Origin of the sequence: Streptomyces sp. NPDC048442 (genome assembly GCF_040651475.1) — a bacterium.
GTDB lineage: Bacteria > Actinomycetota > Actinomycetes > Streptomycetales > Streptomycetaceae > Streptomyces.
In genome coordinates, this window is the sequence record NZ_JBEZKB010000015.1 from 1 (window position 1) to 20,510 (window position 20,510).

A 20,510-nucleotide genomic window follows, 5' to 3' on the forward strand; every position below is an offset into this window, starting at 1 on the left:
CGGGCTTTCCTCCGGACGTTTTCGTTCGGTGTTTCATTTTGTTCTGTTCTTGCGTTTCCGACTCTATCAGACCGTTTCCGTTCCGACTTCCTCGGCGCTTTCCAGGTTCTTCGCTTTCGCGTTTTCCCTTTCCGGCGGTTCCGACTCTATCAGATCCTTTCGGGCCTGATTCCCAGTCAGTGGCCACCCGGCGAAGCCGGATGTTTATGCCGTGTCTTTGCGGCCGTGGGGCCGTTCCGACGAGTGAGACATTAGCGGATTCCTGGGCCCCGATGCCAATCGGGGCTCGTCCTCGTCGAACTCATCGAACGCGGATTCCTCATTTCGCAAATGTGCATGGAAATGAGCACGACTGACGTCGGTCACATTGATCATGGTTTCTGCGGAATGGCTGTCACTTGCCCGGTCAGGAACCGGTACTCACATAGGACAACCCGCAGAACCTTACGGAGGCACCGGCTCCGCGTCAAACCGGTGGCGGGTCGGGCCGGGTGTGGGGTACGTGACCCACCGCTCATCCCCTGATCGCCCACCCGACGCTATTGTGCAACTAGTTGCATAAGTGTTGTCGCGTGAGCGCATGGACCTGGAGGCGTCGGATGAGCCAGTCGAGCCCGTCGAGTCAGTACCCCCACCTGTTGGCCCCGCTGGACCTGGGCTTCGTCACTCTGCCCAACCGCGTGGTCATGGGATCCATGCACGTCGGTCTGGAGGAGGCGGAGCACGGGTTCGAGCGGATGGCTGCCTTCTATGCCGAGCGGGCGCACGGCGGGGTCGGGCTCATGGTCACCGGGGGCATCGCGCCGAACGACCGCGGGCGCCCGTACCCCGGCGGCGCCAAGCTGACGACTCCCGAGGAGGCCGCGCAGCACCGCGTCATCACGGACGCCGTGCACGGAGCCGGCGGGCGGATCGCGATGCAGATCCTGCACTTCGGGCGGTACGCCTACCACCCCGAGCTCGTCGCGCCGAGCGCTCTCCAGGCGCCGATCAGCCCGTTCGTACCTCATGCGCTGACGGACGCCGAGGTCGAGGAGACCGTCGAGGACTTCGTACGGGCGGCGGGGCTGGCCAAGGAAGCTGGGTACGACGGTGTCGAGATCATGGGGTCGGAGGGGTATCTGATCAATGAGTTCATTGCCTCCCACACCAATAAGAGGGACGACCGGTGGGGCGGCTCGTACGAGAACCGGGTGCGGTTCCCGCTGGAGATCGTTCGGCGGGTGCGGGAGCGGGTCGGGCCCGACTTCATCCTGATCTACCGGCTCTCGATGCTGGACCTGGTGCCGGGCGGGTCGACGTTCGACGAGGTCGTGGAGCTGGCGAAGGCGGTGGAGGCGGCCGGGGCAACGATCATCAACACCGGGATCGGATGGCACGAGGCGCGGATTCCCACCATCGCGACGTCCGTGCCGCGCGGTGCGTACGCCTGGGTGACGAAGAAGGTCATGGGGTCGGTGGGGATTCCGCTCGTCACGACGAACCGGATCAATACGCCGGAGCTGGCGGAGGAGCTGCTGGCGGGCGGGTTCGCGGATCTGGTGTCGCTGGCGCGGCCGTTCCTGGCGGACCCGGAGTTCGTCGCCAAGGCGCGGGACGGGAAGTCCGCGTCCATCAATACCTGCATCGGGTGCAACCAGGCCTGTCTGGACCACACCTTCAGCGGGAAGATCACCTCGTGCCTGGTGAACCCGCGGGCCTGTCACGAGACCGAGCTCGTCCTCTCCCCCACCCGGCTGCGCAAGCGCGTCGCCGTCGTCGGGGCCGGTCCGGCCGGGCTCGCGTGTGCGGTGACGGCTGCCGAGCGGGGGCACGCGGTGACGCTGTTCGATGCTGCTGATGTGGTGGGCGGGCAGCTGAACGTCGCACGGCAGGTGCCCGGCAAGGAGGAGTTCAACGAGACGCTGCGGTACTTCCGCAACCGGCTTCAGGAGTACGGCGTCGAGGTCAGGCTGTCGACCGCGGTGACGCGTGAGGTGCTTGAGGCGGGTGCGTACGACGAGGTGGTCCTTGCCACCGGTGTCACGCCGCGCATCCCGGAGATCGAGGGCATCGGCCACCGGAGCGTCGTCCGCTACCTGGAGGTGCTGCGCGGTGAGGTCCAGGTCGGTGAGCGGGTCGCGATCCTCGGGGCCGGCGGGATCGGCTTCGACGTCGCGGAGTTCCTGACCGACGAGGGCGAGGAGGCGTCGCTCTCCCCCGAGGTGTTCTTCCGGCAGTGGGGTGTGGACATGGAGTACGAGGGCCGGGGCGGGCTGCGGGCTCCGGAGCGGCCGAAGTCCACGCGGACCGTGCACCTGCTCCAGCGCAAGGAGACCAAGGTCGGCGCCGGGCTCGGCAAGACCACCGGGTGGATCCACCGCACCGAGCTGGCGCAGCGCGGCGTGACGATGGTCGCCGGGGCGACGTACGAGCGCATCGACGACGAGGGGCTGCATGTCGTGGTGGGCGGCGAGCGGAAGGTGCTGGAGGTGGACACCGTCGTTCTGTGCACGGGGCAGGAGCCGCGCCGGGATCTGTACGAGGAGTTGGTGGCCGGTGGCGTGCCGGTGCATCTGATCGGCGGTGCGGACGTGGCCGCGGAGCTGGACGCGAAGCGGGCGATCCGGCAGGGGACGGAGCTGGCGGCCGGCTTGTAGGGCCCCGGCCCTTCCTTCCGGGCCTTTGCTCGGTCCGGCCGGGCGGGCGTGCGGGGCGGGGCCTTTGCTCGGTCCGGCCGTGCGTGCAGGGCAGGGCGGGGCCCTTGCTTGGTCTGGCCGTACCTGCTGGGCGGGGCCCCTGCTTGGTCCGGCCGCTACCTGCGGGACCGGGCCCGTGATCGGCACGACTGTGCCCGCTGGGCTGGAGCCTGCTTGGTCCAGACCGTACCCGCTGGGCAGGAACCTGCCGGTCCGCCCGAACCCGCGGGGCAGACCCTGCCTGGTCTGCCCGAACCCGGCCGGGGCAGACCTGCCTGGTCCCACCCGTGCCGGCTGGGCAGGAACCTGCCGGTCGGCCCCAACTCGCGGGGCAGACCCTGCTTGGCCTCGCCCCGTACCCGCCGGGGCAGGCCTCTTCCTGGCCCGCCTGTACCCGCTGGGCAGGCCCTGCCTGATCCCGTCCCTACCTGCTGGGCCGCCCCCCCTGATCGGCACGACTGAGCCTGCTGGGCCGGAGTCTGCTTGGCCCGCCCGTACCCGCTGGGCAGACCCCTTGGTCGGCACGGCCGTAACTGCTGGGTCGGAGCCTGCTTAGTCTGGCCGTGCCTGCTGACCAGCCCCCTGATCGGCACGACCGTGCCCGCTGGGCCGGCCCTGCTTGGGGCGCCCGTGCCCGCTGGGCCGGCCCTGTTTGGGTCGGGTCGGGCTCGTTGGGGCGGGTCCTGATTGGTCTGGCCGGGGCTGTGTCGCTGCCTAGGATGCGCTCATGTCACTCCCCCACGCGATCCTCACCGCCCTGCTGGAGAAGCCCTCCTCCGGGTTGGAGTTGACTCGGCGGTTCGACGTTTCCATCGGGTACTTCTGGTCGGCGACCCACCAGCAGATCTACCGCGAGCTCGGCAAGCTGGAGCAGGCCGGGCTCATCCGGGCGCTGCCGCAGGACGTGCCGACCCGGGGGCAGAAGCGGGAGTACGAGGTCCTGGACGCCGGGCGCGAGGAGCTGGTCGCTTGGGTGGCCAGGGCCGAGGATCCCAAACCGCTGCGGGACGCGTTCGCGCTGCGCCTGCGGGCCGCGGCGATGGTGGGCACCGGGGAGCTGCTGGCGGAGGTGGAGCGTCATCTCGGTCTGCACCGCGTGCAGTTGGCGACGTACCAGGAGTTCGAGAAGCGGGACTTCCCGGCGCGGGCGAGCGGCCGTGAGGAACGGTTGCAGCATCTGGTGCTGCGGGCCGGCATCGAGATGGAGCGGTTCTGGGTGGGGTGGCTGGAGGAGGCCATGGTGGAGCTGCGGGAACTGCGGGAGCTGGACGGGTAGGCAGAGGTCAGAGGGCAGAAGTCAGAGGGCAGAAGTAGGGAGGGCCGGAAACCCTGGCGGGGTTCCGGCCCTTCCCGTGCTTCGGGCCTCAGCCCTGGCGGGAGGTCCAGAACTCGTTGAAGTCGAGCCGGCCGTCGCTGTTGCCGTCGTGGGCGTTGATGATGGCCTGGGCCACGGTCTCGGTGACGGTGAAGTCGCCGAGCTCCGCCATCACGCTCTTGTACTCGGCAGCCGTGATCGTGCCGTCGCCGTTCTTGTCGAACTTGCCGAACGCCTTGCGCGCCGACTCGATGTCGATGTCCGCCATGTGGTCCACCCCTTGGTGCAGTCAGGCCGGTCGCTGTCGTCGATGTGTCGTCACTGTCGGCCGGGCCAATTCGATACGGCGACAGGTTAGCGGCCCTGGTACGCACCGAGGTGGGGAGGGTTCGGGATCCGGTTGCCGAAGTAGTCGCGGGTGACGCCGTCGGCCTCGGGAGTGCCCGCGCCGCGCGCCGGGGAACCGGGCTTCAGCCGTACGTCGCCGGGGGTGGCCGGAGCGGGGACGCTGAACAGCGGGTCGGCGTTGACCGCGTACGGGTCCCGGGGCTGGGCGGTGTTCAGGTAGAGGTTCCCGGAGAAGGTGGAGAGGGTGTCGACGGTCGGGGAGCCGGTGGGGGTCGGTGCGCCGACGAAGACGTTGTTGCGGAAGGTGGTGCCCGTCTGGCCGTTGTTGCTGACCATCCGGGTGTGGGGGTGCTTGGTGACGATGGTGTTGTGGTGGACCTGGGTGTCGGTGGTGGGGCCGCAGACGACGGCGACGACGCCGTAGGGGGCCTCGGTGTTCCGGTCGTTGATGCTGATGTTGTGGCGGACCTTGTTGCCCTTGCTGGTCATGCCGGCGCCGTTGCAGACGAGGAGGAAGCCGCCCTCGTTGTCGTGGCTGTAGTTGTACTGGAAGACGTTGTCGGTGTTGCCGCCGTCGATGTCGAAGGCCTCGGAGTCGCGGGTTCCGTGGCCGCCGGTGACTTCGTTGTACTGGGTGAGGACGTTGTCGGAGTTCCAGGACCAGACGCCCGCGTTGTAGCCGGCGGAGCGCATGTTGAAGCCGTTGACGTAGTTGTGCTCGACGCGGGCGCCGTCGGCGTTGTGGGTGACGATGGCGTCGCCGCCGACGTCGCGGACGTCGTTGCGTTGGATGCGTACACCGGTGAGGGGCTCGAAGGACGTACCCGGGCCGTCCGGGTATGCGGTGCGGCGGCCCCAGGTGGACATGGTGCCGATGCCTGTCCGGTCGACGTGCTTGACGGTGGAGTCCTCGATGCGGATGCCGTCGAAGCGGGTGGGGGTCCTGTCGCCCTGCACGACGAAGAGGATGCCGCCACTGGGGTCGGGGTCCTTGTGGTCGGAGCCGTTGACGTCGTGCACGTCCACGTGGCCGACGACGTAGTGGCGGCCGACGCCGAAGTCGGTGAGGAGTACGAGGAGGCCTGCGCGGCGCTGTTCGGGGGTGGGGGCCGGGCCGGTGTTGGAGAGGTCGAGGTTGCGGATCTCCCAGCCCTGGGAGTTGCGGAGGAGGAGTGCGGCTCGGGCGCCGGCGCCCTCGATGTGCGGCTTGGCGCCGGTGCCGTACGCGTCGAGGCGGATGGGGGAGGTGGGGGTGCCGTTGCCGGTGGGGGCGAGGGTGCCTGTGCAGGTGGTGCCGCGCTTGAGGAGGAGGCGGTCGCCCGGGCGGTAGGCGGTGGAGGCTTTGGCGAGGGTGCGCCAGGGGGTGCGGACGCTGGTGCCGTTGGAGGTGTCGTTGCCGGAGGTGCAGTCGAGGTAGTGGGTGGTGGTGGGGCGGGGGCGGGTCTCGGTGGTGGTGGGGCGGGGGCGGGTCTCGGTGGTGGTGGCGGGTGTGGCGGTCGCAGTGGTCGCGACGGTCGCAGTGGTCGCGGCCGTTGCGGCCGTTGCGGTGGGCAGTACGGCGGTGGCCAGGGCCAGGAGGAAGGTGGCGGCTCGCGGGGTGGGGCGGTGGGGTACGCGGCGGCGGGGTGCGGGGGTCGACATGGCCGGACGGTAGGCGGTGCGGGTGGGGCGACGCCATGGACGGAACACGCCGGTGCTTGGATCTCTCCATGAGAGATCAAGTCACCGCTCCCCGCGGACCCAACTCGCTTGCCCAGTTCCTCGATTCGGCCGCTCGCGGGGTGTTTCCGCCGCCGGACGGCGGCGTGACCGTCGTACCGCAGGCGGATCAGCGGGTGGCGGGGGTCCTGTCCTTCACCGCCCACTCGGTGATCTTTACCGACCAGGATCCGGAGTGGGTGCGTACGACGCTGGCGGCGACGCCGTGCGATCCGCTCGCGGCGTCCATGAACCCGCTCTTCCTGGTGGCGCTCGCGGAGCGGGCCGGGCGTCGGATGAACGACACGATCGACCTGCTGACCGTGGCGGGCACGTTGCCCGGCCGCCCCGATCCGGAGCTGGGGCTGAAGGAGATCGACGACCCTTCGCATCCGCGGGTGGCACGGGCGATGAAGTTCCGGGACGGGGTGCGGGTGTGGGCGGCGGACGCCGGCGGCGTGCTGGTGCTGGGGCGGGGAGTCGCTGGGCGGTGGGAGGCGGCGATTGAGGTCGACCCGGGGGTACGGGGGCGGGGGCTGGGGCGTCAACTTGCGGTGGCTGCGCGGCAGTTGGTGCCAGGTGGGGTGGTGTGGGCGCAGCAGCCGCCTGGGAATGCACGGAGTGTGCGGACTTTTCAGGCGGCGGGGTTTCGGCCGGTGGGGTCGGAGGTTTTGATGGTGGGGGTGTAGGGGCAGGGGCCTGGGGCGGTCGGCGGGAGGGGCTTGGGGCGGGGGCATCGTGCGGGTGCGTGGGGGCTGATCGCGCAGTTCCCCGCGCCCCTAAAAGATTGCCCCGAGCTGCCTTGGGGAGCGGGGCCGGCGCCCCTGAAGGGCGCCCCCTTGCCTGTCGCGCCCCTATCGGAAGATTCCCGTGTGGCCCAGTGAGTAGCGGCCCGGTTGGGGGTAGACCGCGAGGCCGTGGGGGCCGTCGCCGACCGGGATGCGGGCCAGTTGCTTTCCGGAGGTCGTGTCGATCGCGTACACCTCGGAGTCGTAGCGGCCGGCGAGCCAGAGGACCTTGCCGTCCGCCGAGACGCCGCCCATGTCGGGGCTGCCGCCGTCCGGCAGGTGCCACTTCTTGGTGAGTTTGTTCTTCGCGAAGTCGAAGACGGAGATGGAGCCTTCGCCGCGGTTGGGTACGTACATCTCCTTGGAGTCCCGGGAGATGTAGAGACCGTGGCAGCCCTTGCCGGTGGGGAGGAGTTTGGGGGCGGTGAACTTCTCGCCGTCCAGGACCCACATTCCGTGCGCCATCATGTCGGCGATGTAGAAGGTCTTGCCGTCGGGAGAGATTTTGACGTCCTGCGGCATGGCTCCTTCGAAGGGGAGCTTCTGCTGGCCGACAACCTTCATCTGCTCCGTGTCGACCTTGAGGAGTTCGCCGGAGAACTCGCAGGAGACGACGAAGTAGCGGCCGTCGGCGGAGAAGTCGGCGTGGTTGACGCCCGCGCAGGTGACCGGCACGGTCTTGACGCGGTTCATGGTGTGCGGGTCGCGGAAGACCAGTTCGCGGTCCATGGACGCCATGACGATCGCGTGCTTGCCGTTCGGGGTGAAGTAGAGGTTGTACGGGTCGTGGACCTCGACCGGCTTGCCCGCCACGCCGTCGGCGGGGTTGATCGGGGTGAGGGTGTGGCCGCGGTTGTTGTTGACCCAGAGGGTCTTCAGGTCCCAGGACGGGACGACGTGCTGCGGCTGGATGCCGACCGGGATCGTCTCGATGACCTTGTACGTGGCGGGGTCGATGACCGAGACGGTGTTGGACTTGGTGTTGGGGACGTAGACGCGGGAGGGGAAGTTGCGGGCCACCGGGGCGATGTTGCCGGGACGGTTGGCCGCGTAGATGTCCTGGGGGTTCTGCACCGGGGGCATCCCGGGCAGGCCCGGCGGGGCCGCCTTCTTGAGGTGGGCGGGCGGGGCCTCCGCGTTCGTGCCGAGGGCCTTCACTCCGGTCTTGTCGGACGGCTCCGCGCAGCCCGTGAGGGCGGAGAGCAGGACGGTCGCCGCGCAGAGGGCGCGGGTGCGGGGGGACAGGCGGGAGGACAGCGGCAGCGGGGTCATGTCGTCAGCAGCTCCGTGGTGGTCACCGCGCGCAGCTTGCGGCGGTGGAGGTCGTCGAGGAGGGCGGGCAGCGCGGCGACCGTGTCCGCGTAGCCGAAGTGCAGGCTCACCACGGATCCGTTGCGGATCTCCCCGGCGACCTTGCGGGTGACGGCCGTCGCGCCGGGCGAGGTGAAGTCGAGGGAGTCCACGTCGTACGAGAGGACGTGGGGATAGCCGGCCCGGCGGGCGAGCCGCTGCACGAGCGGGGTCGCGTACTGGGTGCGGGACGGGCGGAACCAGGTGCCGATCGAGCCGGTGAGGCGGCGCAGACGCTGGGCGCAGTCGGTGATTTCGCGGTACGCCTCCCACTCGGGCATCTCGGAGACGGTGAGGTGCCGCTGGGTGTGGTTGCCGAGGTCGTGGCCGCCGTCGAGGATGCGGCGGGCCATGTCGGGGTGCTCGTCGAGCCAGCTGCCGACGGCGAGGACGGTGATGCGGGCCCCTGCGCGTTCGGCCTCGGCGAGTACGGCGCGGGCGATCGCGGGGTCGCCCTGGCCGTGGAAGGTGAGGGCGACGCGGGGGCGGTCGCGGGGGCCGTGCTCGACCTGGGCGGGGTGGCCGGGGAACCGGCGGGGGGCGGGCGCGGAACCTTGGCCGGGCCTGGCGTGCCCGCGGCCCGGTGCGGCGCCGGGGGTGTCGGCAGAGGCGGAGGAGGCGGAGGAAGAGGCGGGGGCTCGGCCGGGGGTGCCCGGGGATGCGGCCCCGGCGGGGCCGTTCGTGGTGGCGGTGCCTCCGGTGCCGGTCATGCCGTCGCGCCCCGCTTCGGCGCCCGGGTGCGTGGGGCCGGGGGCGGTGGTTCCGTCGCCCGCCCCGCGTCCCGACGCTCCGGAGCCGCCCGGCCCCTCGCACCCTGTCGCGAGCACGCCCGCGAGTGCGGCGGCGGCCCCGGCCCGCAGCAGGGCGCGGCGGCCGGACCGTGGGGCGGGACCGCCTTCCCCCGCGGCGGGGACCGTTCCGGATTCTCTGCACGGCGGGCTGCGGCGGTCGGTCGGTGGTGCGATGGGGCTCACCTCGCCAGGTGGGGTGGGGGTGGGGCAGGGCCGGCCCCGGTGAGCACCATAAATGTGAAAAGAGCAGAATGTGCCGATTGCTCCTTCGGGGGCGTTTCGGGTCCGGCACGGACACGAGCCACCCGGCACCCGAACATGCCTCTCGGGTCAATGAATCACGCAGCGAATCCCATAGTTATGCAGTGAATGCGAGGCCAGTGGTCCACCTCACCAACGATTCACTTCTTAAGTGAGAGGGTTTGCGGCGGTTTGCCCGAGTAGGGACTTTTGGCTTGAAGCCGCCCGTCTGCCATAGTCGGAGACACGAACCCCATTGACCCGGGCCAGTTCGTCATCCAGGCCCTGGAGCACACCCCTTTTTCGCTCCACGGCCCTTTCGGAAGCCCCCGCAGTGCGCCCCACCCCGGCGCCTGGGGGCTTCTGGCGTTTCCGGGCCCCGCAGCCCTGAACCCCAATCCCGAAAGCCCCGGCCCCCGGCCCCGTAAGACCTCTAGCGCTCGCGAGATCTCCAGTGCTCGCGAGACCTCTAGCGCTCGCGGTCGACGACCCGCATCTCGAACCACGTCGTCTTGCCGCGCGGCAGCAGGTCCACGCCCCACCTGTCGGAGAGCTTGTCCACCAGGAAGAGGCCCCGGCCGCTGACGTCCGTCTCGCTCACCGGCATCAGGCACGGCAGGCCGCGCGACGGGTCGCGCACCTCGATGCGGATCCAGCCCCTGCGGCGCAGCATCTTCAGCCCGAAGACCCGGGCACCGGTGTGCCGGACGGCGTTGCCCACGAGTTCCGAGACGAGCAGCACCGCGAACTCCGAGACCTGCGGGGACAGTCCCCACTTCCGCTGTACGACCCACAGGGCGAGCCGGCGCGCGGTGCCCGCGGACTCGCCCAGCGAGGGCAGCTTCACCTCGCCCTCCGCCGGGTCCCCGAAGGTGTCCAGCTCCGTGCGCGTCCGTTCGTCCTCGACGGCAGGCGTCCACCGCGCGGCGGTCAGATGCCCCTGCTGCCGCGGTTCCTCCACACCCTCCAGGCCCGCCATGCCCTCCATCATGGCCGCACCCGGTGCCGTCCGGAGCCGTTCCGGGGGAATCAATCCCCCGGAACGACTCCCCCACAGGGCGGCTCCCGGCATATGTCAGAGCCAAAAGCAAGGGCCTGTGCCCGTACTGACCTGCGGCTACCCGCTGCGTGCGACTGATCACCCGCAGTACCGCGCAAGGTCGGCTTAAGGTCCCCTTAAGGCTGAGCTAAGCCGGCGAACCCCCCACATGGATGATCCTCCGTCAATTTGCGGCCACTCAGAGGAACTTGGCCTTGCCCGGACCCTCCTCCACGAAGCTTCGCATGCCGCGCTCGCGGTCCTCGGTGGCGAACAGGGCCGAGAACCAGGTGCGTTCGACGGCGAGGCCGGTCTCCAGGTCCGTCTCCAGGCCGGTGTCGACGGACTCCTTGGCCGCGCGCAGCGCCAGCGCCGGGCCCTGCGCGAGCTTCGCGGCCCATGCGTGTGCCTGCTCGTACACCTCGGCGGCCGGTACGACCCGGTCGACCAGACCGATCGCGAGGGCTTCGTCCGCCTTCACCATGCGGCCGGTGAAGATGAGGTCCTTGGCCTTGGAGGGGCCGACGAGGCGGGAGAGGCGCTGGGTGCCGCCGGCGCCCGGGATCACACCGAGCAGGATCTCGGGCTGGCCGAGCTTGGCGTTGTCGGCGGCGATGCGGAAGTCCGCGCAGAGCGCCAACTCGCAGCCGCCGCCCAGCGCGTAACCGGTGACGGCGGCGACGACGGGCTTGGGAATGCGGGCGACCGCGGTGAAGGACTCCTGGAGCGCCCTGGACCGTACGACCATCGCGGCGTGGTCCATCGCCTGCATCTCCTTGATGTCCGCACCCGCCGCGAACACCTTCTCGCCGCCGTAGACGACGACCGCGCGCACGTCGTCGCGGCGGGTGGCCTCCTCGGCAAGCTCGCGCAGGCGGTCCTGGGTGGCGACGTCGAGGGCGTTCATCGGGGGACGGTCGAGGCGGATCGTGCCGACGCCGGAGGTGACTTCGAGAGTGACTGTCATACGGGCGAGGTTAGCGCTCGTTCACGAAGAAGGGACCGGAGCACATGTACGGGCCCGGTGCACTTGGTCACACAGTGCGCCGGGCCCGTACAGGTGAGGCAAGGAGGGTTACTTGGTCCACTCCGCCCACGACATGTTCCAGCCGTTGAGGCCGTTGTCGGGGGCGATCTGCTTGTCGTGGGAGTTCTTGACGATGACGACGTCGCCGATCTGCGAGCTGTTCCAGAACCAGGCCGCCGGGGTGCCGCTGTCCCCCGCGCCGCGCTGGTCGCGCAGGCCGACGCAGCCGTGGCTGACGTTGGCGGAGCCGAAGGTGTCGGAGGAGGCCCAGTAGTTGCCGTGGATGAAGGTGCCGGAGTTCGACAGGCGCATGGCGTTGGGGACGTCCTTGATGTCGTACTCGCCACCGAAGCCGACGGTGGCGCCGTTCATCCGGGTCACCTTGAGCTTCTCGCTGATGACCATCTGGCCGTTGTACGTCGTCGTGGACGGGGCGCCCGCGGTGATCGGGATCGTCCTGATCAGCTTGTCGTCGCGGACGACCTTCATCGTCTTGCTCTTGGCGTCGACGGTAGAGACCTGGCTGCGGCCGATGGTGAACTTCACCGTGCGGTTCTGCTTGCCGTAGACGCCCGGGCGGCCCTCGACGCCGTCCAGGTTCATCTTGACGGTGACCTCGGTGCCCGGCGCCCAGTACTTCTCGGGGCGGAAGTCCAGGCGGTCGTTGCCGAACCAGTGGCCCTCGATCGGCACGGACGGCTCGGCCGTCACCTTGATCGCGTTCCGTACGGCTTCCGGCGAGGTGATGCCGCGGGTGAAGTGGAAGGACACCGGCATGCCGACGCCGACCTTGGTGCCGTCCTCGGGCCGGAACTCACCGATGAAGGTGTTCTTCGGGACGAGGGTCGTGAAGGAGGTGTCCTGGGCCGACGCGCGGCCCTCGGAGTCCTTCGCGATGGCGTGCACCTTGTACGTCGTACTGGCGGCGAGGTGGTGGGAAGGCTCCCAGCCGCGGCCGTCGGCGGCGAGCTTGCCCTCGATCTCGTTGCCCTTGGAGTCGGCGACCTTGACCTCGGTCAGCTTGCCCTTGTCGGCGGATATCTTCAGGGTGCCGCTGGTCGCGACGTCCTTGGCACCGTTCTTCGGGGCGACGGTGACGACCGCCTGGGACGCCTTGGTGTCGGCCTGGGCCGCGCCCGGCTTGGCCGTGTCCGGCTTGCCCGTGCTGTCCGATGCGCCGCCGCCGCAGGCGGTGACCAGAAGCAGCAGGGCGCCCAGTGCGGGCGCGAGCAGTGCCCGGCCGCCGCGCGGACGTGTTCCCCTGGGCCCGGAAGTGACCGGGATCGGCTGCCTGTTCAATGTGGAATTCTCCCCTCGCGCACGGCCCTGACCAGGCCCGCACCCCCGCACGCAACTACCGCGCACTGTGCGCTAGATAATCACATCGGGTGCGCTCGGGACTCCCCTGGAATGTCACCGTTCAGTCCCAAGGTTCAGCCCCGCCGTTCACCCCCAAGACGCAGGCCAGGACCGTCGCGGGGCCCTCAGCGCAGGGCGGAGCCCGCCGTCCATTGGTCCCAGTCCATGTTCCAGCCGCCGAGGCCGTTGTCGGGAGCGACCTTTCGGTCATGTGAGTTGACCACTTCGACGATGTCGCCGACGAGCGTGCGGTCGAAGAACCAGCCCGCCGGGGTGCCCCCGCTGCCGCCCTTCTCGTCGCGCAGTCCGATGCAGCCGTGGCTGGCGTTGCTGGAGCCGAAGACTCCGCTCGACCAGTAGTTGCCGTGCAGGAAGGTGCCGGAGGAGGTGAGGCGGATGGCGTGCGGGACGTCCGCGATGTCGTACTCGCCGCCGAAGCCGACGGTGCGGCCGTTCATCCGGGTCACGTCGTGCATCTCGCTGACCACCATCTTCCCGTTGTACGTGGGGTTCTTGTCGGTGCCCGCACTGATCGGCAGCTCGGAGAGGACCTCACCGTCGCGGGTGATGGTCATGGTGTGGTCCGCGGCGTCGACGAGGGAGCTCTGGTGGCGGCCGACGGTGAAGGACACGGTCTTGTTCTGGATGCCGTAGACGCCGGGGGCGGCCGGTACGTCGCGCAGCTGGATGTCGGTGGTGACGCGGGTGCCGGGACGCCAGTACGTACGCGGCCGGAAATCGAGGCGTTCCTTGCCGAACCAGTGGCCGACGACGGGTACGGCGGGCTGCGAGGTGACGCGGATGGCGCGCTCGACGGCGGCCTTGTTCACGATGGCCCGGTTGAAGGAGAAGGAAATGATCATTCCGGTGCCGACGGTGGAGCGGTTCTCCGGCTTGAAGTAGCCGATGAAGCGCTCGTCGGGGACGTGGGTGGTGAAGGAGGTCGTACGGGCGGACCGGTGGCCGTCCTCGTCGACGGCGACCGCGTGGACGGTGTACTTGGCGGCCAGCACCAGCTTCCCGGTGGTGTCGGCGGCGTCCGGCTGCCAGGAGGTGCCGTCGGCGCTGATCCGTCCCCGTACCTCCTGCTGCTCGGAGTCCTCGACGCGCATGACCTTGACCCGCTCCAACGTGCCCTCGGGGACGGTCACTTCGAGCGGGTCGGCGACCTTGACGTCCTTGGCGTTGTCGGCGGGGACGATCTGGATCGCCTCTTCGGGGGAGAGGGGCTCGGATTTGAACCAGGAGCCGATGCCGCCGCCGGAGCAGCCGCTGAGGGCGAGGGCCAGGGCCAGGGCGGTTCCGGCGCGGGCGAGGGTGGTGGCGAGGGCGGGGGTTCTTGTCACTGGGTGTCTCACGTTCGGGTCAACGGCCAGCGGCCTGCGGGGGAAACGTGAGTGCGAGCGCCACTCTGGGCATGACAGCAGGGAGGACCTCATGTGGAGAGCCTGGCGGCCGGGACGCCGTCGTGCCTCTCGACTCGCCGGTCCCCGACGAGTCGCGGGAGGCTTAACGGTGTCGAGCGCACCCGAACAGGACGTGCAGGAAGTACCGGGGGGCGATGTGCCCCACGGCCCCTGGGCCGGATCCCCGAACGGGGCCGCGACGGAGGCCGCGAGCGGCAACGGCCACCGCAAGCAGCCCGGCGAGAGCCCCCGGCCACCCGTGTGGCCGGGGGCTCCGAACCCCCTGGGGGCCCGGTTCCGGGTCGGCCCCGACGGGGTGGCGGGGACCAACTTCGCACTGTGGGCGGGGGGCGCGGAGGGCGTCGAGCTGTGCCTCTTCGACGAAGCGGGCGAAGAGACCCGCTGCCGGCTGAGCGAACTGACGCACGAGGTGTGGCACGGCTTCGTGCCGGGGGTGCGGCCCGGCCGGCGGTACGGATTCAGGGTGCGCGGGCGGTGGGACCCGTGGACGGGTGCCCGCTGGAACCCGGCGAAGCTGCTGCTCGACCCGTACGCACGGGCGGTCGACGGCGACTTCGTACTCCCGCCCGAGGTGTACGGGCACGTACGGGACTGGCCGCAGCAGCACGTCGCCGACACGGTGCGCGACGAGCGGGACTCCGCTCCGTACGTCCCGAAGGGCGTCGTCGTCCACGATGACGACGACTGGGTGGACGACCGGCGGCCGAAGACGCCGTGGGCGGACTCGGTGATCTACGAGTTGCACGTGCGCGGCTTCACGATGCGGCACCCGGGGATCCCGGAGGAGCTTCGGGGTACGTACGCGGGCCTGGCGCATCCGGCGGCGATCGAGCACCTGGTGCGGCTGGGGGTGACGGCGGTGGAGCTGCTGCCGGTGCACCAGTTCGCGCACGAGGGCCACCTGCTGCGGCGGGGGCTGAAGAACTACTGGGGCTACAACTCCATCGGCTACTTCGCCCCGCACGCGGGGTACGCGGCGAGCGGGACGACCGGGCAGCAGGTCGGCGAGTTCAAGCGGATGGTGCAGGCGCTGCACGCGGCCGGCATCGAGGTGATCCTGGACGTGGTCTACAACCACACGGCCGAGGCCGGTGAGTTGGGGCCGACGCTGTCGATGCGGGGGATCGACAACCGCGGGTACTACCGGTTGCAGGGCGATACACGGCGGTACGCGGACTACACGGGGTGCGGCAACACTCTGCATGTCGTACAGCCGCACGTGCTCCGCCTCATCACGGACTCGCTGCGGTATTGGGTCACCGAGATGGGGGTGGACGGCTTCCGGTTCGACCTGGCGGCGGCGCTGGCGCGGTCGATGCACGACGTGGACATGCTCTCCCCCTTTCTCGCGGTGATCGCCCAGGACCCGACGCTGCGGCGGGTGAAGCTGATCGCGGAGCCGTGGGACGTGGGGAGCGGCGGCTATCAGGTCGGCGCCTTCCCACCCCTGTGGACGGAGTGGAACGACCGCTACCGGGACGCGGTACGGGACTTCTGGCGGGGCGCGCTGCCGGACGTACGGGATCTGGGCTACCGGCTGTCGGGGTCGAGCGACCTCTACGCGTGGGGCGGCCGGCGGCCGTACGCGTCGGTCAACTTCGTGACGGCGCACGACGGTTACACGCTGCGGGACCTCGTCTCGTACGAGCAGAAGCACAACGCGGCGAACGAGGAGGGCAACCGGGACGGGACGAACGACAACCGGTCCTGGAACTGCGGGGCGGAGGGCGAGACCGACGACGCGTCCGTCCTCGCCCTGCGCAGGCGGCAGCTGCGCAACCTGGTGACGACGCTGCTGCTGTCGACGGGCGTGCCGATGCTGGTCGCGGGTGACGAGATGGGCCGCACGCAGGGCGGCAACAACAACGCGTACTGCCAGGACAACGAAATCAGCTGGGTGGACTGGTCCCTGCTGGAGGCCCCGGGCTGGCGGTCCCTGTTCGACCTGACGTCGCGGCTGCTGGCGCTTCGGCACGCGCATCCGGTGCTGCGGCGGCGGGCGTTCTTCTCGGGCCGGGCCCAGGGGGCGGACGGGCTGCGGGACTTGGCGTGGTTCACGGTGCGGGGTGAGGAGATGACACCGGACGACTGGTACGCGCCGGCGGCGACGCTCGGGATGTACCTGTCGGGGACCGACATTCCGGGACGGGACGCGCGCGGCGAGAAGGTCGTGGACGAGAGCTTCCTGGTGGTGCTGCACGCGGGGGCGGATCCGGTGGACTTCCGGCTGCCAGGGGAGCCGTGGGCGGCTTCGTACGAGGTGGTGGTGGACACGTCGGTGGAGGAGCCGGTTGAGGTGGCGGCGGTGCGGTACGCGGGGGGTGCGGTGGTTTCGGTGCCGGGGCGGGCGGTGGTGCTGATGCGGGTGGGGAGGTGATCAGGGGGTGAGGAAGTAACAGGTGTAGGCGCCCTTGAGGGTGTCTCCAAGGGTGCTGAGATCGCTCCGCTGGGTGTAGTACCCGTTGTCGATCGTGTCGGATCGCCAACCGGCGGGCATCGAGTCGTACTTGCGGCCGCACTCGTCCATGGCGATGCTGTCGGCCTGCTGCTCCTCGTCGCCGTCGGCCGGCTCGTCGATGGCCACCTGGCCGAAGACGCGCAGGTCGTGGCGCTTGCCGCAGTCCACCGGGCGGGCCAGCTGTTTGACCTTCATGCCGGTGTCCTTGGAGTCGGCGCAGGTACCGGGCTTCATGTCCTGGAGCGCGACGAGGAGCTTCTCGGCGTCGTCGACGGTCGCACCGACGGGCGCGGGGGCGGGGATCGCCCGGCCGAAGTGGGTGAGGGTGTACTGGGCGCGGAGGGTGCGGACGCCGGGGAGGTGGCTTGCCGCGTTCTTCTTCAGGACCGGCAGGACGCCGTCGAGGTTGGCCTCGATCCTGGTGACCCGGCCCTTGGCGTCGACGTCGACGGTCAGCGGGGCCTGCGTCGTGGGGCCGTCCTTGTTCTCCTGCCAGATCGCCGCGCGCAGCGCATCGGGCAGGAGTTGTCCGACCGACTGCCTGTTGATCTTCTCGGTGTAGCGGCGGGTGCCGTCCGGCTGCACCTTCGGGGCGTTCTCGGCGGACAGCTCGGCCAGGATGTCGCTCAACGGTGTGCGGTACGGGGCTGCTTCGCCGGAGTGGCTCAGCATCTCGTCCGCCTTCTTGGCGAACTCGCTGCCCGCCGCGCTCGAGTAGCGCAGCCAGCGGCCCGACGAGGTGTGGTGGAGCACGTCGCCGTCGGCGACGATCAGGCTCTGCCGGCTCTTCCGGGTGTCCTCGTTCAGGTCCTCCAGCAGGGACGCCGGGTGCGCGGCGGGCATCAAGAACGTGTGCTCGGCGGAGGCGGACTGCGTGGTGTAGTCCTGGTCGCCCTCGTCCCGTTGGACGATGTCGCCCTTGGCCGAGCCGTAGACGAGGGTGGAGACGAAGTGGGCCGAGCCGGTCTTCTCCGTCACGCTGTGGGCGGCGGAGACCTGGTCGCGCACCTGCTTCTTGAAGAGCGGGTGCGGGCCCGCGGGCGGCTGCGCCGCGCTCTGCCCCGTGCTCGGCGCCGTCCGCTCGACGCGGGTGCCCGTTCCGTCGTCGCATGCCGTCACCACGGCGAGCAGCAGTGCCAGGACCGGCACCGCTCTCCACTTCTTCCCCACTGTCCCCACCCCTTGTGTTCACATCGCTTCGCCCATGGTGCGGGTGGGGCGGGAGGGGTGAACAGCACGCGCTGATCACGAAGAACGGCGTCAGCCGAGGATGCCGCGGTCGTAGGCCGTGGCGACTGCTGCCGCGCGGTCGTTCACCGCCAGTTTTGCGTAGAGGTGGGTGAGGTGGGTCTTCACCGTGGCCTCGCTGATGAAGAGGATGCGGGCGATCTCTCGGTTGGACGTGCCCTTGGCGACGAGGGTGAGGACTTCGAGTTCGCGGGCGGACAGCGCCGAGGCCGAACTCCCTTGTACGGGGCGGGGGTTGCGCACCTGAGTGATCAGGCGGGTGGCGACGGCCGGGGAGAGGACCGTACGGCCGGCGGCAGCCGCTCGTACCGCTGTGAAGAGTTCGTCGCGGGGGGCGTCCTTGAGGAGGTAGCCCGTCGCACCCGCTTCGATGGCGGGGAGGGTGTCCGTGTCCGTGTCGTACGTGGTGAGGACGAGGACCTTGGAAGGGAGGGCTCGGCGGGTGATTTCGGCGATCGCGGCCACTCCCCCGCCGCCCGGCATGCGGAGGTCCATGAGGATCACGTCGGGGGCCAACTCCGCTGCCAGTTCGACGCCCTGCGGGCCGCTCGACGCCTCGCCGAGGACCTCGAAGCCGGGGGCAGCGGCGAACATGCCGCGCAGGCCGTCCCGTACGACGGGGTGGTCGTCGACGAGGAGGAGGGTGATCACGGAGGTGTCGGAGGTCTCAGGCATGGTTCACCAACGGTACGCGGGCGGAGATCGCCGTGCCGAAGCCGGGTTCGGACTCGATGTCGACGGTGCCCGCGAGGCGTTCGGCGCGCGCACGCATGCCGGTGAGGCCGTAGCCGATCGACGTGTCGGCGCAGAGGTCGAAGCCCCGTCCGTCGTCGCGGACGTCGAGGGTGATCTCGTCACCCATGTAGGAGAGGGTGACGCCGACCCGGGTGGCGCGGGCGTGCTTGGCCGTGTTGGTGAGGGCTTCCTGGGCGATGCGCAGGAGGGTGGCCTGGATCTCGTCGTGCAGGGGGTCGACTGTGCCGGTGACCGTGAACTCGGCCTGGGTGCAGGCCGATCGGGACCAGTCGTCGACGGTCTTCCTGAGCGCCGCGGGGAGGTCGTCGTGCTCCAGGGCGGCGGGGCTCAGATCGCGTACCGAGCGGCGGGCCTCGCCGAGTCCGGTACGGGCGAGGCTGGTCGCCCGGTCCAGGTGCGCCTGGGCGGCGTGGCGGTCGGCGCAGTCGGCGGCGGCCTGGAGCTGGGTGACGATTCCGGTCAGGGCCTGCGCGATGGTGTCGTGGATCTCGGCGGCGAGGCGGGTGCGTTCGGCGGTCACACCGGCCTCCCTCGCCTGGACGACGAGCTGGCCGTGCAGGGCGGCGTTCTCGGCGAGGGCCTGCTCCAGGCGGGCGTTGGCGTCTTCGAGGGCGAGGATGGTGGCGGCCTTGTTCCGCCGGTCCTTCTCCGACTTGTTTCCGAGGTGCTCGAAGGAGAGGGCGAGTACGGAGTGCAGCAGGAACAGCGCGACGAACAGCAGCCATACTCCGCCGGACTGCCCGAGCGCCATCGTCACCGCCGTCGCCAGCAGCCCCGCCCGCGCCCACCGGCCGCGCAGCAGATGCCCTGCGTCGAAGTATCCGAGCACCGCGTAGATCGTGAAGAAGGGGTTGAGCCAGGTGAGCCCGAAGGCGAGGAGCGTGCGCAGGGTGTAGTACGTCGCCTGCCGGGCGGTGCCGCCCTCGGGGAGGGCGGCACCCGAGCGCCCGGCCCACACGTGCAGGAGTACCGCCACCGCCACCGACGGGGCGAGGACGTGCAGTTGGGCCCGGGTCATCAGCTCGCCGACCGTACACAGGGCGATCCCGGTGCTGAGGGCCAACAGGCCGTACGGTCCCCAGCTGAAGATCCGCTCCCGCAGTTCGTCCTCGATGTTCATCGCCCGCTCCCCCGGTCCTTGCGCCTACTCCCAGCGGAACCAGCGCGACGCCGCACCGGTGAGTCCCGCCGCCCACAGGGCCATGATCCCCAGGTACGACCAGTTCGGCCAGGATCCGCGCATCGCCTGGTCGAGCGCCTGCGACGCGGCGCCGAACGGGGTGAGGCCGACGATCGTCCGCAGCAGGTCCGGCATCGCCTGCACGGGCAGCCAGACGCCCGAGGTGAACATCATCAGGATGAAGACGACGGAACCGATCGCCGTCGCCGCCTTGGTCGTCGCGGCGATCGCGGCGAGGGTCGCGCCGAGGGCCAGCGCACAGCCGGTCATCAGCAGCATCGACAGTACGTAGCCGGGCCTGGCGAACGGCAGCGGTACGCCGAAGGCGAGGCGGCCCACCGTGATCGCGAGCAGCGCGGAGGCGATCATCGCGGCCCCGTGCAGGGCGATCTGCGCGCCGAGGATGGCCAGGGGGCGTACCGGGGTGGTGGACAGGCGGCGCAGGATGCCGCGTTCGCGGTAGCTGGTGAGGACGGGCGGCATGGCCTGGACGGAGGCCATGATCATGCCGAGGAGTACGGCGACCGGGACGTAGAGGTCGATGACGCGGCGCCCGCCGAGGTCGGCGGAAGGCTCCCGGAAGGACGGGATCAGGCCGAGGATCACCAAAAGGGCGGTCGGAAAGCCGAGGATCCAGAAGAGGGCGCCGGGCTCGCGGAGGAAGAGGCGCCCCTCGGCCTTGAGAACCGCGGCGAGCGCGGGGCCGCCTGGGAGGGGGCGGCGGGCGCGGGGGCGGGGTCGGGGTCGGGGTCGGGGTCGGGGGGAGCCGGCGGGAGTGGGGGCGGTGGCGGGGGCTGCGGTGGGCATG

General features: G+C 70.2%; 16 protein-coding genes. 4 read left to right on the forward strand and 12 right to left on the reverse strand.

The window, feature by feature from the left end; all coding sequences use genetic code 11:
- Positions 1 to 599: 599 nt before the first annotated feature.
- The gene (locus tag AB0D18_RS22305) at positions 600 to 2,639 is read left to right on the forward strand and encodes an NADPH-dependent 2,4-dienoyl-CoA reductase (protein WP_362421161.1); all 2,040 of its coding nucleotides are present in this window, start codon (positions 600 to 602) and stop codon (positions 2,637 to 2,639) included.
- A 766-nt stretch (positions 2,640 to 3,405) separates the two neighbouring features.
- Positions 3,406 to 3,954, forward strand: a complete 549-nt coding sequence (locus tag AB0D18_RS22310) for a PadR family transcriptional regulator (protein WP_362421163.1) — start codon at positions 3,406 to 3,408, stop codon at positions 3,952 to 3,954.
- A gap of 88 nt (positions 3,955 to 4,042) precedes the next feature.
- Here AB0D18_RS22310 and AB0D18_RS22315 read toward each other — a convergent pair whose 3' ends face one another.
- Positions 4,043 to 4,261: an EF-hand domain-containing protein gene (locus AB0D18_RS22315; protein WP_362421165.1), complete on the reverse strand. Its 219-nt coding sequence runs from the start codon at positions 4,259 to 4,261 to the stop codon at positions 4,043 to 4,045.
- Positions 4,262 to 4,347: 86 nt separating this feature from the next.
- A complete protein-coding gene (locus AB0D18_RS22320; protein WP_362421166.1) occupies positions 4,348 to 5,982 on the reverse strand; it encodes a right-handed parallel beta-helix repeat-containing protein in 1,635 nt (544 codons plus the stop codon).
- A gap of 68 nt (positions 5,983 to 6,050) precedes the next feature.
- Between AB0D18_RS22320 and AB0D18_RS22325 the strand changes: the two genes are divergently transcribed.
- Positions 6,051 to 6,728, forward strand: a complete 678-nt coding sequence (locus AB0D18_RS22325; RefSeq protein WP_362421168.1) for a GNAT family N-acetyltransferase — start codon at positions 6,051 to 6,053, stop codon at positions 6,726 to 6,728.
- Between the two features lie 165 nt (positions 6,729 to 6,893).
- On the opposite strand, the gene AB0D18_RS22330 is transcribed toward AB0D18_RS22325, so the two are convergent.
- The 6 genes from AB0D18_RS22330 to AB0D18_RS22355 all read right to left on the reverse strand — a co-directional run bounded on the left by AB0D18_RS22330 (position 6,894) and on the right by AB0D18_RS22355 (position 13,979).
- Positions 6,894 to 8,099: a YncE family protein gene (locus AB0D18_RS22330; protein WP_362421170.1), complete on the reverse strand. Its 1,206-nt coding sequence runs from the start codon at positions 8,097 to 8,099 to the stop codon at positions 6,894 to 6,896.
- The gene (locus tag AB0D18_RS22335; RefSeq protein ID WP_362421611.1) at positions 8,096 to 8,887 is read right to left on the reverse strand and encodes a polysaccharide deacetylase family protein; all 792 of its coding nucleotides are present in this window, start codon (positions 8,885 to 8,887) and stop codon (positions 8,096 to 8,098) included. The genes AB0D18_RS22330 and AB0D18_RS22335 overlap by 4 nt, the downstream gene beginning before the upstream one ends.
- 790 nt (positions 8,888 to 9,677) lie before the next feature.
- Positions 9,678 to 10,199, reverse strand: coding sequence for an ATP-binding protein (locus AB0D18_RS22340; protein ID WP_362421172.1), 522 nt, complete (start codon positions 10,197 to 10,199; stop codon positions 9,678 to 9,680).
- A 247-nt stretch (positions 10,200 to 10,446) separates the two neighbouring features.
- Positions 10,447 to 11,214, reverse strand: coding sequence for an enoyl-CoA hydratase-related protein (locus AB0D18_RS22345; RefSeq protein ID WP_362421173.1), 768 nt, complete (start codon positions 11,212 to 11,214; stop codon positions 10,447 to 10,449).
- Positions 11,215 to 11,322: 108 nt separating this feature from the next.
- Positions 11,323 to 12,492: an Ig-like domain-containing protein gene (locus AB0D18_RS22350; protein ID WP_362421613.1), complete on the reverse strand. Its 1,170-nt coding sequence runs from the start codon at positions 12,490 to 12,492 to the stop codon at positions 11,323 to 11,325.
- 266 nt (positions 12,493 to 12,758) lie between these two features.
- Positions 12,759 to 13,979: an Ig-like domain-containing protein gene (locus tag AB0D18_RS22355; protein WP_362421175.1), complete on the reverse strand. Its 1,221-nt coding sequence runs from the start codon at positions 13,977 to 13,979 to the stop codon at positions 12,759 to 12,761.
- A gap of 169 nt (positions 13,980 to 14,148) precedes the next feature.
- On the opposite strand from AB0D18_RS22355, the gene glgX reads away from it, so the two are divergent.
- Positions 14,149 to 16,437 (forward strand): glycogen debranching protein GlgX, encoded by a 2,289-nt coding sequence (glgX, locus tag AB0D18_RS22360; protein ID WP_362421176.1) that lies wholly within the window; start codon positions 14,149 to 14,151, stop codon positions 16,435 to 16,437.
- On the opposite strand, the gene AB0D18_RS22365 is transcribed toward glgX, so the two are convergent.
- The 4 genes from AB0D18_RS22365 to AB0D18_RS22380 all read right to left on the reverse strand — a co-directional run bounded on the left by AB0D18_RS22365 (position 16,438) and on the right by AB0D18_RS22380 (position 20,509).
- A complete protein-coding gene (locus AB0D18_RS22365; protein ID WP_362421178.1) occupies positions 16,438 to 17,667 on the reverse strand; it encodes a hypothetical protein in 1,230 nt (409 codons plus the stop codon). It abuts the gene before it with no gap.
- A 111-nt stretch (positions 17,668 to 17,778) separates the two neighbouring features.
- On the reverse strand, positions 17,779 to 18,441 hold the full coding sequence (locus AB0D18_RS22370; RefSeq protein WP_362421180.1) for a response regulator transcription factor: 663 nt from the start codon (positions 18,439 to 18,441) through the stop codon (positions 17,779 to 17,781).
- Positions 18,434 to 19,642 (reverse strand): sensor histidine kinase, encoded by a 1,209-nt coding sequence (locus tag AB0D18_RS22375; protein WP_362421182.1) that lies wholly within the window; start codon positions 19,640 to 19,642, stop codon positions 18,434 to 18,436. Before AB0D18_RS22375 ends, AB0D18_RS22370 begins: the two co-directional genes overlap by 8 nt.
- 24 nt (positions 19,643 to 19,666) lie before the next feature.
- Complete coding sequence (locus AB0D18_RS22380; RefSeq protein ID WP_362421183.1) at positions 19,667 to 20,509, reverse strand: ABC transporter permease; 843 nt, start codon at positions 20,507 to 20,509, stop codon at positions 19,667 to 19,669.
- Position 20,510: the final 1 nt, after the last annotated feature.

Excerpts from the sequence above, each read along its gene's own strand:
- AB0D18_RS22305 (WP_362421161.1), top strand. The coding sequence starts at position 600 with ATGAGCCAGTCGAGCCCGTCGAGTCAGTACCCCCACCTGTTGGCCCCG.
- AB0D18_RS22310 (WP_362421163.1), top strand. The coding sequence starts at position 3,406 with ATGTCACTCCCCCACGCGATCCTCACCGCCCTGCTGGAGAAGCCCTCC.
- AB0D18_RS22315 (WP_362421165.1), bottom strand. The coding sequence starts at position 4,261 with ATGGCGGACATCGACATCGAGTCGGCGCGCAAGGCGTTCGGCAAGTTC.
- AB0D18_RS22320 (WP_362421166.1), bottom strand. The coding sequence starts at position 5,982 with ATGTCGACCCCCGCACCCCGCCGCCGCGTACCCCACCGCCCCACCCCG.
- AB0D18_RS22325 (WP_362421168.1), top strand. The coding sequence starts at position 6,051 with ATGAGAGATCAAGTCACCGCTCCCCGCGGACCCAACTCGCTTGCCCAG.
- AB0D18_RS22330 (WP_362421170.1), bottom strand. The coding sequence starts at position 8,099 with ATGACCCCGCTGCCGCTGTCCTCCCGCCTGTCCCCCCGCACCCGCGCC.
- AB0D18_RS22335 (WP_362421611.1), bottom strand. The coding sequence starts at position 8,887 with ATGACCGGCACCGGAGGCACCGCCACCACGAACGGCCCCGCCGGGGCC.
- AB0D18_RS22340 (WP_362421172.1), bottom strand. The coding sequence starts at position 10,199 with ATGATGGAGGGCATGGCGGGCCTGGAGGGTGTGGAGGAACCGCGGCAG.
- AB0D18_RS22345 (WP_362421173.1), bottom strand. The coding sequence starts at position 11,214 with ATGACAGTCACTCTCGAAGTCACCTCCGGCGTCGGCACGATCCGCCTC.
- AB0D18_RS22370 (WP_362421180.1), bottom strand. The coding sequence starts at position 18,441 with ATGCCTGAGACCTCCGACACCTCCGTGATCACCCTCCTCCTCGTCGAC.
- AB0D18_RS22375 (WP_362421182.1), bottom strand. The coding sequence starts at position 19,642 with ATGAACATCGAGGACGAACTGCGGGAGCGGATCTTCAGCTGGGGACCG.
- AB0D18_RS22380 (WP_362421183.1), bottom strand. The coding sequence starts at position 20,509 with ATGCCCACCGCAGCCCCCGCCACCGCCCCCACTCCCGCCGGCTCCCCC.